Source organism: Paractinoplanes atraurantiacus (assembly GCF_900215205.1).
In the GTDB taxonomy this organism is placed as follows: domain Bacteria; phylum Actinomycetota; class Actinomycetes; order Mycobacteriales; family Micromonosporaceae; genus Actinoplanes; species Actinoplanes atraurantiacus.
In genome coordinates, this window is sequence record NZ_OBDY01000035.1 from 15,357 (window position 1) to 29,579 (window position 14,223).

16 protein-coding genes are annotated in these 14,223 nt (G+C 71.1%); 3 read left to right on the forward strand and 13 right to left on the reverse strand.

Features of this window, described 5'->3' with window-relative positions; genetic code table 11:
* Position 1: 1 nt before the first annotated feature.
* From CRP55_RS44740 to CRP55_RS44780, 9 genes are all read right to left on the reverse strand, one after another.
* Positions 2–718, reverse strand: coding sequence for an ABC transporter ATP-binding protein (locus CRP55_RS44740; RefSeq protein ID WP_179855617.1), 717 nt, complete (start codon positions 716–718; stop codon positions 2–4).
* Entirely contained in the window at positions 715–1,401 is a 687-nt protein-coding gene (locus CRP55_RS44745; protein WP_097328184.1) for an ABC transporter ATP-binding protein, read from the reverse strand. Before CRP55_RS44745 ends, CRP55_RS44740 begins: the two co-directional genes overlap by 4 nt.
* Complete coding sequence (locus CRP55_RS44750) at positions 1,398–2,300, reverse strand: branched-chain amino acid ABC transporter permease (RefSeq protein ID WP_245923757.1); 903 nt, start codon at positions 2,298–2,300, stop codon at positions 1,398–1,400. Before CRP55_RS44750 ends, CRP55_RS44745 begins: the two co-directional genes overlap by 4 nt.
* Positions 2,297–3,196 carry a branched-chain amino acid ABC transporter permease gene (locus CRP55_RS44755; protein ID WP_097328185.1) on the reverse strand — a complete coding sequence of 300 codons (900 nt, stop codon included), beginning with the start codon at positions 3,194–3,196 and terminating at the stop codon, positions 2,297–2,299. The genes CRP55_RS44750 and CRP55_RS44755 overlap by 4 nt, the downstream gene beginning before the upstream one ends.
* 63 nt (positions 3,197–3,259) lie before the next feature.
* On the reverse strand, positions 3,260–3,925 hold the full coding sequence (locus tag CRP55_RS44760; protein ID WP_097328186.1) for a Bax inhibitor-1/YccA family protein: 666 nt from the start codon (positions 3,923–3,925) through the stop codon (positions 3,260–3,262).
* Positions 3,926–3,998: 73 nt separating this feature from the next.
* Positions 3,999–4,841 (reverse strand): dioxygenase family protein, encoded by an 843-nt coding sequence (locus tag CRP55_RS44765; protein ID WP_097328187.1) that lies wholly within the window; start codon positions 4,839–4,841, stop codon positions 3,999–4,001.
* 122 nt (positions 4,842–4,963) lie between these two features.
* Entirely contained in the window at positions 4,964–5,386 is a 423-nt protein-coding gene (locus CRP55_RS44770; RefSeq protein WP_097328188.1) for an amidase domain-containing protein, read from the reverse strand.
* A 56-nt stretch (positions 5,387–5,442) separates the two neighbouring features.
* Positions 5,443–5,811: an SgcJ/EcaC family oxidoreductase gene (locus CRP55_RS44775; protein ID WP_097328189.1), complete on the reverse strand. Its 369-nt coding sequence runs from the start codon at positions 5,809–5,811 to the stop codon at positions 5,443–5,445.
* Positions 5,811–6,539 (reverse strand): SDR family NAD(P)-dependent oxidoreductase, encoded by a 729-nt coding sequence (locus tag CRP55_RS44780; protein WP_218855010.1) that lies wholly within the window; start codon positions 6,537–6,539, stop codon positions 5,811–5,813. The genes CRP55_RS44775 and CRP55_RS44780 overlap by 1 nt, the downstream gene beginning before the upstream one ends.
* A gap of 72 nt (positions 6,540–6,611) precedes the next feature.
* Here CRP55_RS44780 and CRP55_RS55900 point away from each other — a divergent pair, with 72 nt between their 5' ends.
* Entirely contained in the window at positions 6,612–7,526 is a 915-nt protein-coding gene (locus CRP55_RS55900) for a LysR family transcriptional regulator (RefSeq protein WP_097328190.1), read from the forward strand.
* On the opposite strand, the gene CRP55_RS44790 is transcribed toward CRP55_RS55900, so the two are convergent.
* Positions 7,523–8,473: a sensor histidine kinase gene (locus CRP55_RS44790; RefSeq protein ID WP_097328191.1), complete on the reverse strand. Its 951-nt coding sequence runs from the start codon at positions 8,471–8,473 to the stop codon at positions 7,523–7,525. The two genes, CRP55_RS55900 and CRP55_RS44790, sit on opposite strands and share 4 nt — an antisense overlap.
* Positions 8,470–9,255, reverse strand: coding sequence for an MEDS domain-containing protein (locus CRP55_RS44795; protein ID WP_179855618.1), 786 nt, complete (start codon positions 9,253–9,255; stop codon positions 8,470–8,472). Before CRP55_RS44795 ends, CRP55_RS44790 begins: the two co-directional genes overlap by 4 nt.
* Positions 9,256–9,385: 130 nt before the next feature.
* Between CRP55_RS44795 and CRP55_RS44800 the strand changes: the two genes are divergently transcribed.
* Entirely contained in the window at positions 9,386–10,219 is an 834-nt protein-coding gene (locus CRP55_RS44800; protein WP_245923758.1) for an alpha/beta hydrolase fold domain-containing protein, read from the forward strand.
* Positions 10,220–10,292: 73 nt separating this feature from the next.
* A complete protein-coding gene (locus CRP55_RS44805) occupies positions 10,293–11,576 on the forward strand; it encodes an HNH endonuclease signature motif containing protein (RefSeq protein ID WP_097328194.1) in 1,284 nt (427 codons plus the stop codon).
* Between the two features lie 2 nt (positions 11,577–11,578).
* Here the strand turns inward: CRP55_RS44805 and CRP55_RS44810 are convergent, their stop codons facing one another.
* Together CRP55_RS44810 and CRP55_RS44815 are read right to left on the reverse strand one after the other, a co-directional pair.
* On the reverse strand, positions 11,579–11,956 hold the full coding sequence (locus CRP55_RS44810; protein WP_097328195.1) for a DUF6582 domain-containing protein: 378 nt from the start codon (positions 11,954–11,956) through the stop codon (positions 11,579–11,581).
* A 7-nt stretch (positions 11,957–11,963) separates the two neighbouring features.
* Positions 11,964–14,186 (reverse strand): putative bifunctional diguanylate cyclase/phosphodiesterase, encoded by a 2,223-nt coding sequence (locus CRP55_RS44815; RefSeq protein ID WP_097328196.1) that lies wholly within the window; start codon positions 14,184–14,186, stop codon positions 11,964–11,966.
* Positions 14,187–14,223: the final 37 nt, after the last annotated feature.

Genomic DNA, 14,223 nt, shown 5'->3' on the forward strand with positions numbered 1-14,223 from the left:
TCTAATCCTTACTGAGGTACGCCTCGCGGACGCGGGCGTTGCCCCGCAGGACCCTTGTCGGTCCCGAGGCGCTGATCCGGCCGCGTTCCAGCAGGTAGCCCCGGCGGGCCACGCGGAACGCGACCTCCGCGTTCTGCTCGACGAGCAGCACGCCGGTCTCGGCGCCGGCCAGCGCCGAGATGATCTCGGCGACCTCGGCCATGACCCGCGGCGCCAGCCCCAGCGACGGCTCGTCGAGCAGGATCAGCTCCGGCCCGGCCATCAGCGCCCGCCCGATCGCCAGCATCTGCTGCTCGCCGCCGGAGAGCGTGCCGGCCGCCTGGCGACGGCGCCCGGCCAGCCGCGGAAACCTGGTGTAGACGTCGTCGAGCGAGGCCGCGAGCATGCCGGCGGGCTGGCCGCGCCCGCCCAGCAGCAGGTTGTCGTGCACCGACAGCGGCGCGAAGACGTGCCGCCCCTCGGGCACGGTGGCCACGCCTGCCCGGGCCCGGCGCTGGACAGGCCAGCCGCCGATCTCGCGGCCGTCGAGCAGGATCTGCCCGCGGCGGGGGCGGACCAGCCCGGCGATCGACTTGAGCAGTGTGGACTTGCCGGCGCCGTTGCGGCCGATCAGGCAGACCACCTCGGAGGTGTTGACGACCAGGTCGACGCCGTGCAGCGCCTCGATGCGCCCGTATCCGGCGACCAGCCCGGTGACCCGCAACAGGGGTTCGATCATCTTCTTTGCCCGAGATAGGCCTCGTGGACGGCCGGATCGGCCGTGATCTCGCCCGGGGTGCCGTCGGCCAGCAGCGCGCCCTGGTCGAGCACGAGCACGCGGTCGCTGATCCGCAGCACGCTCGGCACGTCGTGCTCGACCAGCAGCACGGTGACGCCACGGTCGCGAACCCGGCCGAACAGCTCCAGCAGCTCGTCGCTCTCGCTGCCGGCCAGCCCGGCGAGCGGCTCGTCGAGAAGGATCACCCGCGGCCGCAGAGCCAGGGCGCGCGCCAGTTCCAGGCGCCGCTGACGCCCGTACGCAAGCTCCCCGGGTTTCTTCTCGAGATCGTCGGACAGACCGACCTCGTCGAGCAGAGGCGCGGCGTCGCGGTCGACGACCAGGACGTTGTCGAGCACGCTCAGCGAGCCGAAGAGCTGGAGGTTCTGGAACGTGCGGGCCAGGCCGGCGCGGGCGATCCGATGCGGCGGCAACGTGGTCAGCTCGCGTCCGTCGAGCAGCGCCCGACCTCTCTCCGGCCTGATCGTCCCGGACAACACGTTGATCAGGGTCGTCTTGCCCGCGCCGTTCGCGCCGATCAGCCCGACGATGCCACCGCGGTCGTGCCGCAGCGTCAGACGGTCGAGCGCGGTCACTCCCCCGAACCGCACGGTGACGTCCTGAACTTCGAGAGCGGCCTTCATCCTGCTCTCCGGAGCTTGATCCCGGCCAGCCCGCGCGGGAGAAGCAGAAGACTCAAGATCAGGGCTATTCCGTACGCCGTCAGCTCGCTCCCGCCGCCGGCCCGGTCCTTCGCGATCTGCGCGAAACTGATCACCACGAAGGCGCCGAGCGGGGCGCCCCACACCTGGTCGCGGCCGCCGACGCTCACGATGATCAGCAGCTCGACCGAGTTGAGCAGCCCGAGCATGCTCGGGTCGACGAAGCGGTACCAGTGCGCGTAACCGCTGCCCGCGATCGAGGCGAGCACGGCCGCCACCACGAAGGCGGCCCGGCGCAGCGCCCCGATGTCGATGCCGCTCGCGGCCGCGCCGATCGGGCTGTCGCCGGCCGCGGTCAGCGACCTGCCCAGCCGCGACCGGATCAGCAGGTCCACCCCGATCATGGCGGCCAGCAGCACCCCGCCGAACAGGAAGTAGGTGCCCCGATCGCCGCCGGGCAACGCCGGCAGGCCGGTGATGCCGGCGCTGCGGCCGGTGAACGGCAGCTCGTTGGCCAGTGCGGCCAGCGTGAGCCCGAACGCCAGCGTGGCCAGGGCCAGATAGTGCCCCTGCACCCGGAAGATCAGCAGCCCGAGCAGCCAGGCGGTGGCCCCCGCGAGCACGGCCCCGGCGACCATGCCCCACCAGATGTCCACGTGGTAGCGCGTCGTGAGAATGGCCGAGGTGTAGCCGCCGATGCCGTAGAAGGCGGCCTGGCCCAGCGAGACCTGCTGGGCCAGCCCGGTCAGCGGCACGAGACCGAGCGCGCCGATGGCCGGCAGCACCATGAGCACGGCGGTGGACATCGTGAAGAACGACGAGCGGGCGAAGACGACCGGCACGAGCAGGAGCAGGACGACGAACAGCGCGTACTTCCTCACACCCGCGCCGTCTTTCTGAGCGCCGTCAACCCGCCGGGACGGATCAGCAGGACGAGCACGAGAAGCCCGTACACGATGGAGTCTCGATAGCCGCTGCTGACCAGGCCGGTCACGAACGCCTCGACCACGCCCACGGCCAGGCCGCCGGCGACCGCGCCGAACGGCGACGCCAGGCCGCCGAGGACGGCGGCGGTGAAGCCCTTGAGCCCGAGCGGCACGCCGACCGTGGGGTCGGGCGGTTGCAGCGGCGCCAGCACGATCCCGCCGAGGCCGGCCAGCAGAGCGGCCACGACCATGGCCATCAGGCCCATCCGCAGCGGCGACAGGCCCATCAGGCGGGCCATCTCACGGTCGGCCGCGGTCGCACGCATCGCCCGGCCCCAGCCGGTGCGGTGCAGCAGCAGCCACACCGCGACCGCGGCCAGCAGGGTGGCGCCGGCGCACCAGAGGTACTGGCTGGACAGGAACGTGCCGAACAGCCTCAGCTCGCCGTTCTCCTGGAAGGGCTCGGCCGGATGCTGCTCGGCCCCGAACACCATCAGCGCCACCCCTTGCAGCAGGAGGGACGCCCCGATGGTGAGGATGATCAGCCGATCCGGCCCGGCCTTGCGGGCCGGCGCCAGCACGGCCACGTGCATGAGCGCGCCGACGCCGGCGGTCACCGTCAGGGCCAGCACCGCCGCGGCGATCTTCGGGGCCCCGGCGCCGGCCGTGACCGCGTAGGTGATCCCGCCCAGCATGACGAAGTCGCCCTGCGCGAAGTTGATGATGCCGGTGACCTGGTAGAGCAGCGAGATGCCGAGCCCGGCAACGGCATAGGTGCTGCCGTCGGCCAGGCCGATCAGCACATAACTCAACGCCGCGTCCACGAGCTCGCCCCGTCGCCTTTCCGACATCAACCTTCACCGGAAGCAACGGGGCGTGGCCGAAGATGTTCAGTGCTCAGCCAGTTGTCTCGATCACCTGTCGTCGCCGCGCCCGCTGAAGATGGTCAGGAAGAACAGGAACACGTTGAGGATGTCGAGGAAGATCGACGCGGCCAGCAGGGGCGCCGAGTCGATGTCCGTGTTGCGGCGCAGCCGCTGGAAGTCGACAAGCGTGAGCGCGGCGAAGATGACCAGGCCGAGGATCGAGTAGATCAGCGCGCCGTTCGGGATGTTCACGAAGATCAGCACGATGCTGAAGGCGATCAGGGCCAGCAGCGCCCAGAACGCGAACCGGGCGACCTGGCTCAGGTCACGCCGCGTCGCGTAACCGGCCGAGCCGAACCCGGCGATGAACAGCGCCGTCGCGCCGCCGGCCTGCCACAGCGCCTGCGGGTCCTGGCTGGCGTAGAAGGCCAGCGTCGGCGCCACCGCGAGCCCGATGAACAGCCCGAACAGGGCCAGCAGCCCGACCGTCCACTCGCGGGAGCGGCGGGCGGTGAACTGCATGCCGATCAGAGCACCGAACGACAGGATGTACGAGATGATGGCGGCTCCGCCGCCCAGGTCACGCCCCAGATAGGCGCCCAGGGCGAACAGAGCCGCCGTTGCCGCCACGAAGCCCATCGTGCGGGCGAACAGTGCGTGGCTCTGGTCCCGGGTAGCGACTCCCGCCGGCCCGTAGGCGATCGAGTCATTCATGACTGCACCTTCTTCCTTCGACCAGAACCACGTACCCGCGCGCCTCGTGTTCAGGGTTCGGACGAGAGTGCGGTCACACAGTGGCGCCGCCCACTGGCGGTGGCGGCGGGCCCTCGCCGGGCTCTTCCACGTTGGCGGGGTCGACGGTGATGGTCAGGCGGGCCACATAACCGCAATCGACGTCGCCGGTCACCGTGGCCATCTCGCGGGCGGCCAGGTCGTCACGGAAGACCATGTCGGTGGCCAGGCTGATCCGCTCCATGTTGGCGACGCTCTGCTCGTAGCCGGCCGCGGTCGCGTACACCGCGTCGGCCACCTGTTCGGGGAAGGCGATCTGCGACGTCTTGCGAATCGGCCCGGCCCCGCCGGTGGCGTCGGTCAGCGTCGAGTAGACCTCGAAGTGGATGTGCGGCCAGCGCCCCTGATAGCAGGCCGGGAAGATGCTGGTGAAGGTGACGCGTCCCGAGCGGTCGGTCACCTGGATGCCGCGCAGGTAGTTCTCCTCGGTCGCGCCGCTGGAGTACAGCGAGTAGCGGCCCTCGCGGTCGCAGTGCCAGGCGTAGACGGCCGCCCCCACGAGAGGCTTGCAGGTCAGGTCCTGCACGACGAGCGAGAAGGTGAGCGGCACACCACCGGCCACCCCCGTGGCCCCGCCGAACGAGGACCGGATGTCGCGGCGGACGACACCATTGATCGTACGGACGTCCGGCCCGTTGGATCCGTCGGCCGGGAACGGGCCCGCGGTCTCGGACTCGACCTCCTCGAGGCAGGCCTCGGCGGCCGCCGCTTCGGCCCCGCCGGGCCACAGGCCGGTGAGCGCGAGCGCCCCGGTGCCGCCGGCGACAGCAAGCAGCCGCCGGCGGTCGAACGTGAACCCTTTGTCGTGCACAGCCCGTACGTAGGCTTCGTTCTCCATGAGCTTCCTCCCTGATGGACGGAAGCCCGGAGCCTGACATCGAAGCCTATGAATGGCCTGTGATTGTTCTAAATCGCTTCATACCGGAAGGGTCATAACCCGCCTTCACCCGGCGAAGCGCGCTAGAACGTAGTGATATTGGTGGTATCGATATGAATCAGGTTCGCGCGTACGTTCGGGTGATCGACCTGAAGCCAGCGACCCTTCAAGTTCGACCAGGTCCAGCCCCGCGTCTGATATCCCGACCGCGGCAGTGGGCCCACGCCCCATTCGGCGACCTCGGGATACGCACCCGAGCTGATGTTCACAACCAGGGCCAGGTGATCGACGGCTCCGTCGCCCTCCCAGTCGTAGGCGACGATGTCGCCCGGTTGAGCCTCCGGCACCGCATTGGCGGTGAAGTCCATCGGAATCGCCCGGGTGAGCGGGTAACGACTGGTCAGGTAGTCCAGCAGCGGCTGAGCTGCCGTCGCCGATACGGTGCCGGGCCGCTTCCGGATTTGCCCGTGCTCCCCCTCGGCCGTCCACCCGGGATCGGACTGCATGCCTCCCGCCCACAACGCAGGACCCGGCGGGCGAGCAGGCCCGCCGGGTTCCGGAGTCAGACGCGCGGTGATACGTGGTAGTGGGCTATGCGCCAGCCCTCGGGGGTGTGCTGGGCCACGACGGTCAGGTTGAGCAGGGCGCGAATCTCGGGGCCGACCGTGAAGTCGGCCTCGGCCCAGCCCAGGACGGCGTCGGCGCCCAGACGGCGGACCTGGAGCAGGCGGTACTCGACCTTCAGGCCGGCCGGCTGGCCGGCGTAGTAGCGCTCGATGCCGGGACGGCCGACCGTGTGGGGCTGAAGGCCCTGGAAAAGGGCGTCGTCGGTGAACAGGGACGCCACGCCCTCGGCGTCGTGGGCGGCGATCGCCTTGCGCCAATCGTCCAGCAGGGGGCGCAGAACCGCCTCGTCGAGGAAGTCGCTCATCAGTGGCCCGCGCTCTGGCCGCCGTCGACGTGCAGGATCTCGCCGGTCACGAACGGCGCGTTCTCCAGGTAGAGGATGGCGTCGGTGATGTCGCTGATCGCGCCCATCCGGCCCACCGGGTGCAGGGCCGACAGGAACTCGTGCGTCTCGGCCGGGTGCATCGGCGTGGCGATGATGCCCGGGGAGACCGCGTTGAAGCGGATGCCGCTCTTGGCGTACTCAATGGCCAGGCTCTTGGTCGCCGAATTGAGGCCGCCCTTGGTGAGCGAGGCGAAGACCGAGGCGAGCGCGCTGACCGGGTGATCGGTGAGCGTGGTGGTGATGGTGACGACGTGACCGCCCTCGCCCCGCGCCAGCATGGCCTCGACCGCCTTCTGCGTGACCACGACGAAGCCGCGCAGGTTGATCGCGGTGACCGCGTCGAAGTCCTCGGCCGTGTACTCGGTGAACGGCTTGGCGATGAAGATGCCGGCGTTGTTGACGACCGTGTCGACGCGGCCGAACTCGCTCAGGGCGGTCTCGACGATGCGGGCGCCGACGGCCGGGTCGGCGATGTCGCCGGGCACGGTCAGGACGCCGGGATCGTTCGAGGACGCGATGGTGCGCGAGTTGGCGACGACGTTCCAGCCGAGCTTGCGGTACGCGGCGACGGTGGCGGCGCCGATACCCTGGGACGCTCCGGTGACGACAGCTACCTTGTTGGTTGTCAGCGCTTCGTTGTTTGTCATGACCAGAGAGTGCGTCGGGTTCGGTTCGCGCGGCACGACTGCTTTCCTCCCTCGTGAGAGGCTGCCCCTACCATGGAGCTCCGCCAGCTGCGCTACTTCGTCGCGGTCGCCGAGGAACTCAGCTACGCCCGCGCCGCCGAGCGCCTGCGCATCGCCGGGCCGTCCCTGTCGCAGCAGATCAAGGCGCTCGAGCGTGACCTCGGCACGCAGCTGTTCGACCGGGACCGCCGCACGGTGCGCCTCACCGCGGCCGGGCAGGCGCTGCTCCCCCGGACCAAGGCGCTGCTCGATCACGCCGACGACCTCCGGCGTACGGCCAAAGGCCTTTCCTTGAATCAGCCCGTACGCCTCGGCTACGTCAACTGGCGGCCGCCCGACCTGGAGCAGCGGGCCGCCGGCGTCGCCCAGCTGCTGGTCGACGCGTGGGTCCTGCCGTCGCACGCGCAGGCCGCCCGGGTCGTCGACGGCGGCCTCGACCTGGCGATCTGCTGGGTGCCGACCAGCACGATCACCGAAGACAAGCTGGAGGCGCGGCTGCTCGGCTCCGACCGGCTCTACGCGCTGAGCACCGGCACCGACGGCGAACCGGTCCGCGCCGCCGACACCGTCGTGCTGATCGACGCCGACGAGACCAGCTGGTCGTCGTGGAACCGCTGGGCGCTGGCCATGGCCGAGGAGACCGGCGCCCGGGTCGAATACGTGCCCGAGGGCGGCGTCACCGGGGCCGCGTTCTTCGACCACGTACGCCGTCTCCGGCGCCCGGTGGTCAACAACCCGAAGAGCCAGACCGCGCCGGTGCCGCCCGACCTGGTGGCCCGGCCCATCCGGCAGCCGGCGCCGTACTGGACGTGGTCACTCGTCTCCCGCATCGACGAGCCGCGGGCCGTGGTGAAGGCGGTCGTGGAGGCGCTGACCCGGTCGGTCGACCGGACCTGCCTCGACGACCCCAACGCGTGGCTGTCGCCGGAGGACCCGCACCGGCCCTAGTTCCCGGTCGTCAGCCTGATGGTGAAGCCGCCGGCGTCGCGGTACATGGCGACGTGGTCGCAGGACTGGTGGGCGATCCACAACCCCAGCCCGCCGGCCAGGCCGTCGCCGGTCGGCAGCAGGCCGGCGAACGGGTCCTTCGGGCCGGGGCCGCCGTCGGTGACGGTGACGACGATGCGGTCGGCGGAGCTCCACAGGCGCAGCCGCACCGGGGCGCGGCCGTGCCGGTAGGCGTTCGCCACCGCCTCACTGACCGCCACGATCAGGTCGTCCACGTCGTCCGGGGCCAGGCGGCCGCCGTCGGCGTCACGCACGGCCTGCCGGGCGTCACCCAGGGTGGGCTCGGCGATGTCGGCGCGCGGCGCTGCACGCTGCAGCGGGTCGGGCACAGGAAGACGGCGGTCGCTGAGGAAGGTCACCGGATCGACGTAGGTCTCGTTCGGCACGTGAGTGCCGTCGGGGCGCGCGGTGCGCGGATGTGTGCGCAGCACGTCCTCGTACACCTGCGCGGGCGCGGTGCGCATGTCGTACGCGCACATGCTCCAGAGCGGGAACTCGTCGTACGCGTGGTTGATCGCCGACTCGTAGCGGGCCCACGAGTCCCAGACCGGCCCGAACAGGTCGGCGGTCAGCTCGCCGATGATCCGGATCTGCGGCGCGCCGGCGGCCACGTGGCCGGCCAGCAATTTGCGGTACGCCCGGATGGCGCCGGCCGGGCGCGCGTACATCGCCCCGCCGGACATGAAGGTGATCGGCGCGTCGCCGGGCAGCGCCGCCCGCACCACCGAGGCGGCCCGCTCCCCCAGCGCCACGATCGTGGGCTCGCCGGCGGCGGCGCCGCCGAGCAGGAACGGCACGGCCACGGCAAGCAGATCGTCGTCGGACTCGTAACAGACGGCCTCGTGGTAGTAGCCGTGGTAGCCGGCCGCGGCCCCGGTCCTGGTCATCGGGCCGCCTCCACCCGTACGTGCGTGAGTTCGAGCAGGCCGGCGAGGCGGGCCACCGCGCCGAGCCGGGTGCGCAGCACCGCGGTCGTCGACTGCGACTCCGCGTACCGCTGAAGGGTCAGAAGGGCCCGATGGTCGATGAATCGCAACCCGGAACCGTCGACCACGACCTCGTCGCCGGCCCGGTCGAGGTCGGTGCGCCGCAGCGCGGTCGCGAAAAGCTCACCGGCCGAAGTGTCGAGCTCGCCGTCGAGCACGGCCTCGGCGCTGGTCGCGCCCGGGTGCAGCTGGAAGGTCACGCCGGCCGCGTGACTCGACTCGTGCAGGCAGGCCAGCTCGGCCACGGCGTGTTCGCCCAGCTCTCCGCGGTCGTAGGCGCAGACGGCGCTCATCGGGTGGTGCCGCATGTAGCGGCCGATCACATACTCGTACCGGGCGAAGGCGTCGCGCTGCTCGTCGGTTCGCACCAGCGGCGTGACGTCGGCGACCACCCGGAAACCGGTGAAGCCGGCCGCGAGGGCGTCCTCGGTCGCGGCCGCGTAGGCGGCCACCTGGCCGGCCGGGTCGACGACCTGGTCGCCGGCGTAGGCCTCGGCGAACCGGATGACGCGGACGGCGTCACCGCCCGGCAGCGGTGTCACCTCGGAGTTGTGGCTGGGGACATACCAGACCCGCTCCCCGGCCGCGAGGCCCGCGTCGACACATCTGCGGGCGTACGCGTCGAAGAGACCTTGATCCTCATATGACCAGCACTCGTGCCCGGCCCTGGTGGCCGGACTCATGCGCCGGACGCCATGGCACTCATCACCACGCAACAGTAGCCACCCGAGCTGCCGGCCGCGACGGCTGGAGTCCCGCTGACGGTGCATGCGGCCTTCTTGCCCCGGCGAGTGGACCTTGTAACGTGGCGGCGTGTCGGCTACCTGGCAGATGAGAGGCGTCGCGCTGTTCGTGCGGCTGGCCTATGCGCGCCGCTTCAGCAGCACGGCGGCCGGGGAGCGCACGCTCGCCCGCCCGAAGGGCCCGTCGGCGCCGCCGTTCCTCACCACCATGTCGGAAATAAACGGATTCCCGGTCCATGTCGTCGGCGAACCGTCGTCACGTCCCCCGGTGATCTACCTGCACGGCGGGGCCTACACGAACGAGATCGTGAAACAGCAGTGGGCGCTGGTCAAGGACATGGCCGAGCAGACGGGCTGCGAGGTGCACGTGCCGATCTACGGGCTGGCGCCGAGGCATCACGGCCTCGAGGCACTCGACTTCGTGACCGCCGTGATCCGTTCCCTGGGACGCCCCTGCTACCTGGTGGGCGACTCGTCCGGCGGCGGGCTGGCCCTGCTGGCGGCACAAGCGGTCCCGGCCTCGGTGGCGGGACTGACGATGATCGCGCCCTGGCTCGACCTGACGATGTCCAACCCGGAGGTCGACGCCCTGGAGCCGCACGACCCGTGGCTGGCCCGGGCGGGGTTGCGCCCCATCGCGGCGGCCTGGGCGGGCGAGCTGGCGCTGGACGATCCTCGGGTGAGCCCGCTCTACGGCGATCTGTCGCAGCTGCCACCGGCCCAGATCCTGGTCGGCACCCGCGACATCACGATGCCCGACTGCCGCCTGCTGCGCGACCGCGTGCCCGGCCTGACCTACCACGAGCAGGAGGGGGCGATTCACGCTTATCCCCTGCTTCCCGTCCCGGAGGCGGCCGCCGGGCGACGAGCGATCTACGAGCACATCCGCTCGACCTTTTCCTGATCCTTGTTCAGATGGTGGATAAGGATCTCCGCGGCTGCCATTTTTGTCGTACGCATGTTCGAATATGGCCCGCATGTTAGACGAGGTGCAGGACCTGCGACAGGACGCGGTGAAGCTCGCCGCGTCCTCACTGTGGCCGCTGCCCGACGACGAGATAACCGACATGCTGCGGATCGCCCACCACTGCTCACAGGCCCTTCAGGTCCTGCAAGCACGACTGGTGCACCAGGCCGGCACTCGTGGTCTGCCGCGGGCTCAAGGGCATCGCAGCCTGGGCGGATGGCTGCGCCAGCTGCTGCAGATCGATCCGTATCCGGCGAAGCAGCTCACCGACCGGGCCGCTCTGCTGGCCGGTCAGCCCGAGCTGGAGCAAGCCGTCCTCGACGGGCGCATCGACCTGCGCCAGGCCGCCGTGATCGCCACGACGGTCGCGGACATCCCGGACAGCCTCGCCGACTTCGACGACGTCGCCCTGGCCGACGCGGGGTTACTGGCCCGCAAGGCGCAGGACACGATGATCGAGATGGCCGGCCGGCTGCCCGCCTGGCAGCTGCGCCAGGTCGGCGACCGGATTCTCGGCCACGTCGCGCCGGAACTGGCCGACCGCGCCGAGGAGGCGGCGCTGGCCCGCCAAGAGGCTCGCGCCCTTCGCCGCCGTGGCGTCACGCTGTCACTGCCGGCGAACGGGCTGGTCCGACTCTCCGGGCTGCTCGACGCCGAAAGCGCCGCCACCCTGCAAGCCGCCCTGCATCCGCTCTGCAAGCCGATCCCGGGTGACGAGCGGACGCCGGCTCAACGCCGAGCGGACGCCCTGGTCGACATCTGCCGGCTGGCCCTGCGCACGACCGAACTGCCGGAGGACGGCGGGGAACCACCGCAGGTGGCGGTGACCATCCCGTATCAGCCGCTCACCCAAGCCTTGGGCACCGGCACTACTGACACGGGTCAGCGGCTGTCGGCCACCACAGCGCGGCGAATGGCGTGCGACGCCCGGCTCCTCCCGGTCGTCCTCGGCGGTGAAGGGCAGGTCCTGGACGTCGGGCGCACCCGGCGGATGGCCAGCGGGCCCCTGCGCCGCGCCCTGCACGTCCGCGACGGCGGGTGCGCTTTTCCGTCGTGCGACCGGCCGCCGCGATGGACCGACTGCCACCACATCGTCCACTGGAACGACGGAGGTCCGACATCGCTGAACAATCTGGTGCTGCTCTGCCGCCATCACCACCGCGTCATCCACCATCCGACCGCCGGATGGCAGATCGGCCTCGGTCCCGACGGTCTCCCCGACTTCATTCCGCCACCGACGATCGACCCTGAGCAGCGGCCCCGCCGCAACACGTTCCACTCACGGCCTCGATAGGGCTAGCCCTTCTCGAGGGCCTTCTCCAGCTCGGCCTTGGTCATCTTGGAGCGGCCCTGGATGCCGCGCCGCTGGGCCTCGGAGTACAGGGTGGCCTTCGAGCGGGGCTTGTCGGACGACTTGCGGCCCGCGCTCGGCTTGCCCAGCTCGTGCCAGCTCGACTCGGTCATCTCGATGCCGAACTTCGCCGCGGCCTTCTTGATGCGGCGGAACGCCTCGTCGCGTTCTTTGTCGGAGACGTCGCGGACCTGGTCGAAGCGGGCGATCGCGTTGCGTACGTGGTTGGCGTCGTTGAGGGGTTCCTTACGGACGCGCGGGAACGCGAACTTGCTGTCGGGCATCGCGTCGCGGTCGGCGGCGTCCAGCGTGTTGTCAGCCATGCCTGTCTTATGCCGCGATCGGGTGCTCGTAAAACGCGATGTCGGCGGCCGGCATCGGGCGGGCGAAGTAGTAGCCCTGCGCGTAGCGGTAGCCGAGGCGGTGCAGTTCGGCCGCCTGCTCGGCGGTTTCGACGCCCTCCGCGACCGCGGCCAGGCCCATGCCGTCGCAGATCTGGATGAGGGCGGCCACCACCACCGCCTCCTGGCCGTCGGAGGTGACGTCGTCGACGAACGACTTGTCGATTTTGATGACGTGGGCCGGGCAGGTGCGCAGCAACCCGAGCGACGAATGCCCGGTGCCGAAGTCGTCCAGGGCGATGTGCACCCCCAGGTCGGCGATCGCCTCGAGCTCGACCAGCGCCTGGCCGCCGTCGAAGACCGCCGTCTCGGTGACCTCCACGGTCAGCGCGCCCGCGGGCAGCCCGGTGCGCCGCAGCACCGCCGCCACCTCCTCCGCGAAGCCGGCCTCCCGCAGTTGGCGGGCCGACACGTTGACGCTGACCTTCGGCGGTGCGCCCGGCACCGAGCGCCAGCGGGCCGCCTGCTCGCAGGCCTCCTCGAGGATCCACGCCCCCAGCGGCACGATCAGCCCGGTGTGCTCGGCCGCCGGCACGAAGACCCCCGGCGGGATCGGGCCGCGCGAGGGGTGCGTCCAGCGGACCAGGGCCTCCACCGCGACCATCGAACCGTCCGGCATCGACACGATCGGCTGGTACGCCAGGTGCAGCTGGCCGGTGTCGAGGGCGACCCGCAGGTCGGCGGCGAGCCGGGCCTGTTCGGCGCTGCGCTGGTCCATGGCGTCGGTGTAGGCGACCTGGCGGCCCTTGCCCTGCGCCTTCGCCTCGTACATGGCCACGTCGGCCCGGCGCAGCAGCTCGTCGGCGGTGTCGCCGGGCCGGGCCGCGGCCAGGCCGATGGAGGCTTCGACGACCAGTTCGTGGGCGCCGGCCCGGACGGGCTCGCGCAGCCGGTCGGCGATCGCGGCCAGGGTCGCCGCCGCGTCCCCGCACAGCAGCAGCGCGTACTCGTCCCCGCCGAGCCGGGCCACCACGTCGCCGGGGCCGAGCCGGCTGCCGAGCGACCCGGCCACCGCGATGAGCAGCGCGTCGCCGACGGCGTGCCCGAGGTCGTCGTTGATCGCCTTGAAGTCGTCGAGGTCGATCATCGCGACGGAGACCTCGGAGCCGGACGCCAGCGCCGCGCCGACGGAACGGAGCAACACCGTCCGATTCGGCAGCCCGGTCAGCGCGTCGTGGCTGGCCTGGTGGTCGAGCACGTCCAGCAGCCGCGTGTTGTCGCGCAGCGCCACCATCTGCCGGGCCGCCACCAGCAGCGTCACCGTCACCGAGCCGATGGCGATCGCGAGCAGGTCGCCGGCCCGCGACGCGGCACTGAACAGCAGAAGTCCCCCGGTCGCGAGCACCGCCGCGTACGGCATGACCGAAAGCCCTCGCGGCACCGGCCGGGGCAGCGGCCGCCCACCCTGGGACGCGCGCCTCTGCCGATCCGCCGCGACGCAGAGGAACAGGCAGGTGGTCGGGAGCAGCACGTGCGCCGTGTTCATGTACGGGTGCCCGTTCAGCAGCGGCGCCAGCGCCCCGCCGCCCGCGCCGATCGCCCCGGTCAGGGCCAGCAGGTGCAGCGCCCGCCGGTCGATCGGCCCGGTCCCGGTGAAGGCCACCTTCACGAACGCGAACACGCAGATGAAACCGGACGCCACCACGACCAGGATCGCCCCGGCGCCGGTCCCGCCGTGCCCCAGCCAGTCGCTCCACCGCTCCGACATCAGATGCCAGGCGAAAGTCAGCACCGTGACGATCACGGTCGTGATGTCGAGCCCGAAGCGCGCCCATTCGATCCGTGTGCGCCGCGCCCCGGGGATGCGCAGCAGCCCCAGGATCATCGCCACCAGCCCGGAGACGTAGATCGCCGCGGTCACCCCGCTGATCTTCTGCCCCTGCTGACCGGCGCCGAAATAGTCGTACGCGTTGCCCGCCGCACCCAGCCCGATCAGGCAGATGCCGACTCCCGCATATCGCCAGTAGGTCCGCCCGAGCCGCGAGGCCCGCCAGCAGGCGGCCGCCGCCAGCGGCACCGTCACCAGCAACGGCAGCCAGCCCACGACCGGCGGCGTCCACCGCGTCAGCCCGATCGTGAACCAGATCGCCGCGATCACGACCAGCCCGCCGGCCGCCAGCAGCGTGCGCGTCGGCCGGAAGGGAGGGATCACAAGGCTCCCATCGGCCGGTCACGGCCGTTTCTAAGTT

What these genes read in the sequence shown, in the direction of transcription:
- CRP55_RS44795 (WP_179855618.1), bottom strand. Translation starts at nt 9,255, where the DNA reads ATGAGTCCGGCCACCAGGGCCGGGCACGAGTGCTGGTCATATGAGGAT.
- CRP55_RS44755 (WP_097328185.1), bottom strand. Translation starts at nt 3,196, where the DNA reads ATGTCGGAAAGGCGACGGGGCGAGCTCGTGGACGCGGCGTTGAGTTAT.
- CRP55_RS44790 (WP_097328191.1), bottom strand. Translation starts at nt 8,473, where the DNA reads ATGACCAGGACCGGGGCCGCGGCCGGCTACCACGGCTACTACCACGAG.
- CRP55_RS44745 (WP_097328184.1), bottom strand. Translation starts at nt 1,401, where the DNA reads ATGAAGGCCGCTCTCGAAGTTCAGGACGTCACCGTGCGGTTCGGGGGA.
- CRP55_RS44805 (WP_097328194.1), top strand. Translation starts at nt 10,293, where the DNA reads ATGTTAGACGAGGTGCAGGACCTGCGACAGGACGCGGTGAAGCTCGCC.
- CRP55_RS44775 (WP_097328189.1), bottom strand. Translation starts at nt 5,811, where the DNA reads ATGAGCGACTTCCTCGACGAGGCGGTTCTGCGCCCCCTGCTGGACGAT.
- CRP55_RS44810 (WP_097328195.1), bottom strand. Translation starts at nt 11,956, where the DNA reads ATGGCTGACAACACGCTGGACGCCGCCGACCGCGACGCGATGCCCGAC.
- CRP55_RS55900 (WP_097328190.1), top strand. Translation starts at nt 6,612, where the DNA reads ATGGAGCTCCGCCAGCTGCGCTACTTCGTCGCGGTCGCCGAGGAACTC.
- CRP55_RS44740 (WP_179855617.1), bottom strand. Translation starts at nt 718, where the DNA reads ATGATCGAACCCCTGTTGCGGGTCACCGGGCTGGTCGCCGGATACGGG.
- CRP55_RS44765 (WP_097328187.1), bottom strand. Translation starts at nt 4,841, where the DNA reads ATGGAGAACGAAGCCTACGTACGGGCTGTGCACGACAAAGGGTTCACG.
- CRP55_RS44760 (WP_097328186.1), bottom strand. Translation starts at nt 3,925, where the DNA reads ATGAATGACTCGATCGCCTACGGGCCGGCGGGAGTCGCTACCCGGGAC.
- CRP55_RS44780 (WP_218855010.1), bottom strand. Translation starts at nt 6,539, where the DNA reads ATGACAAACAACGAAGCGCTGACAACCAACAAGGTAGCTGTCGTCACC.
- CRP55_RS44770 (WP_097328188.1), bottom strand. Translation starts at nt 5,386, where the DNA reads ATGCAGTCCGATCCCGGGTGGACGGCCGAGGGGGAGCACGGGCAAATC.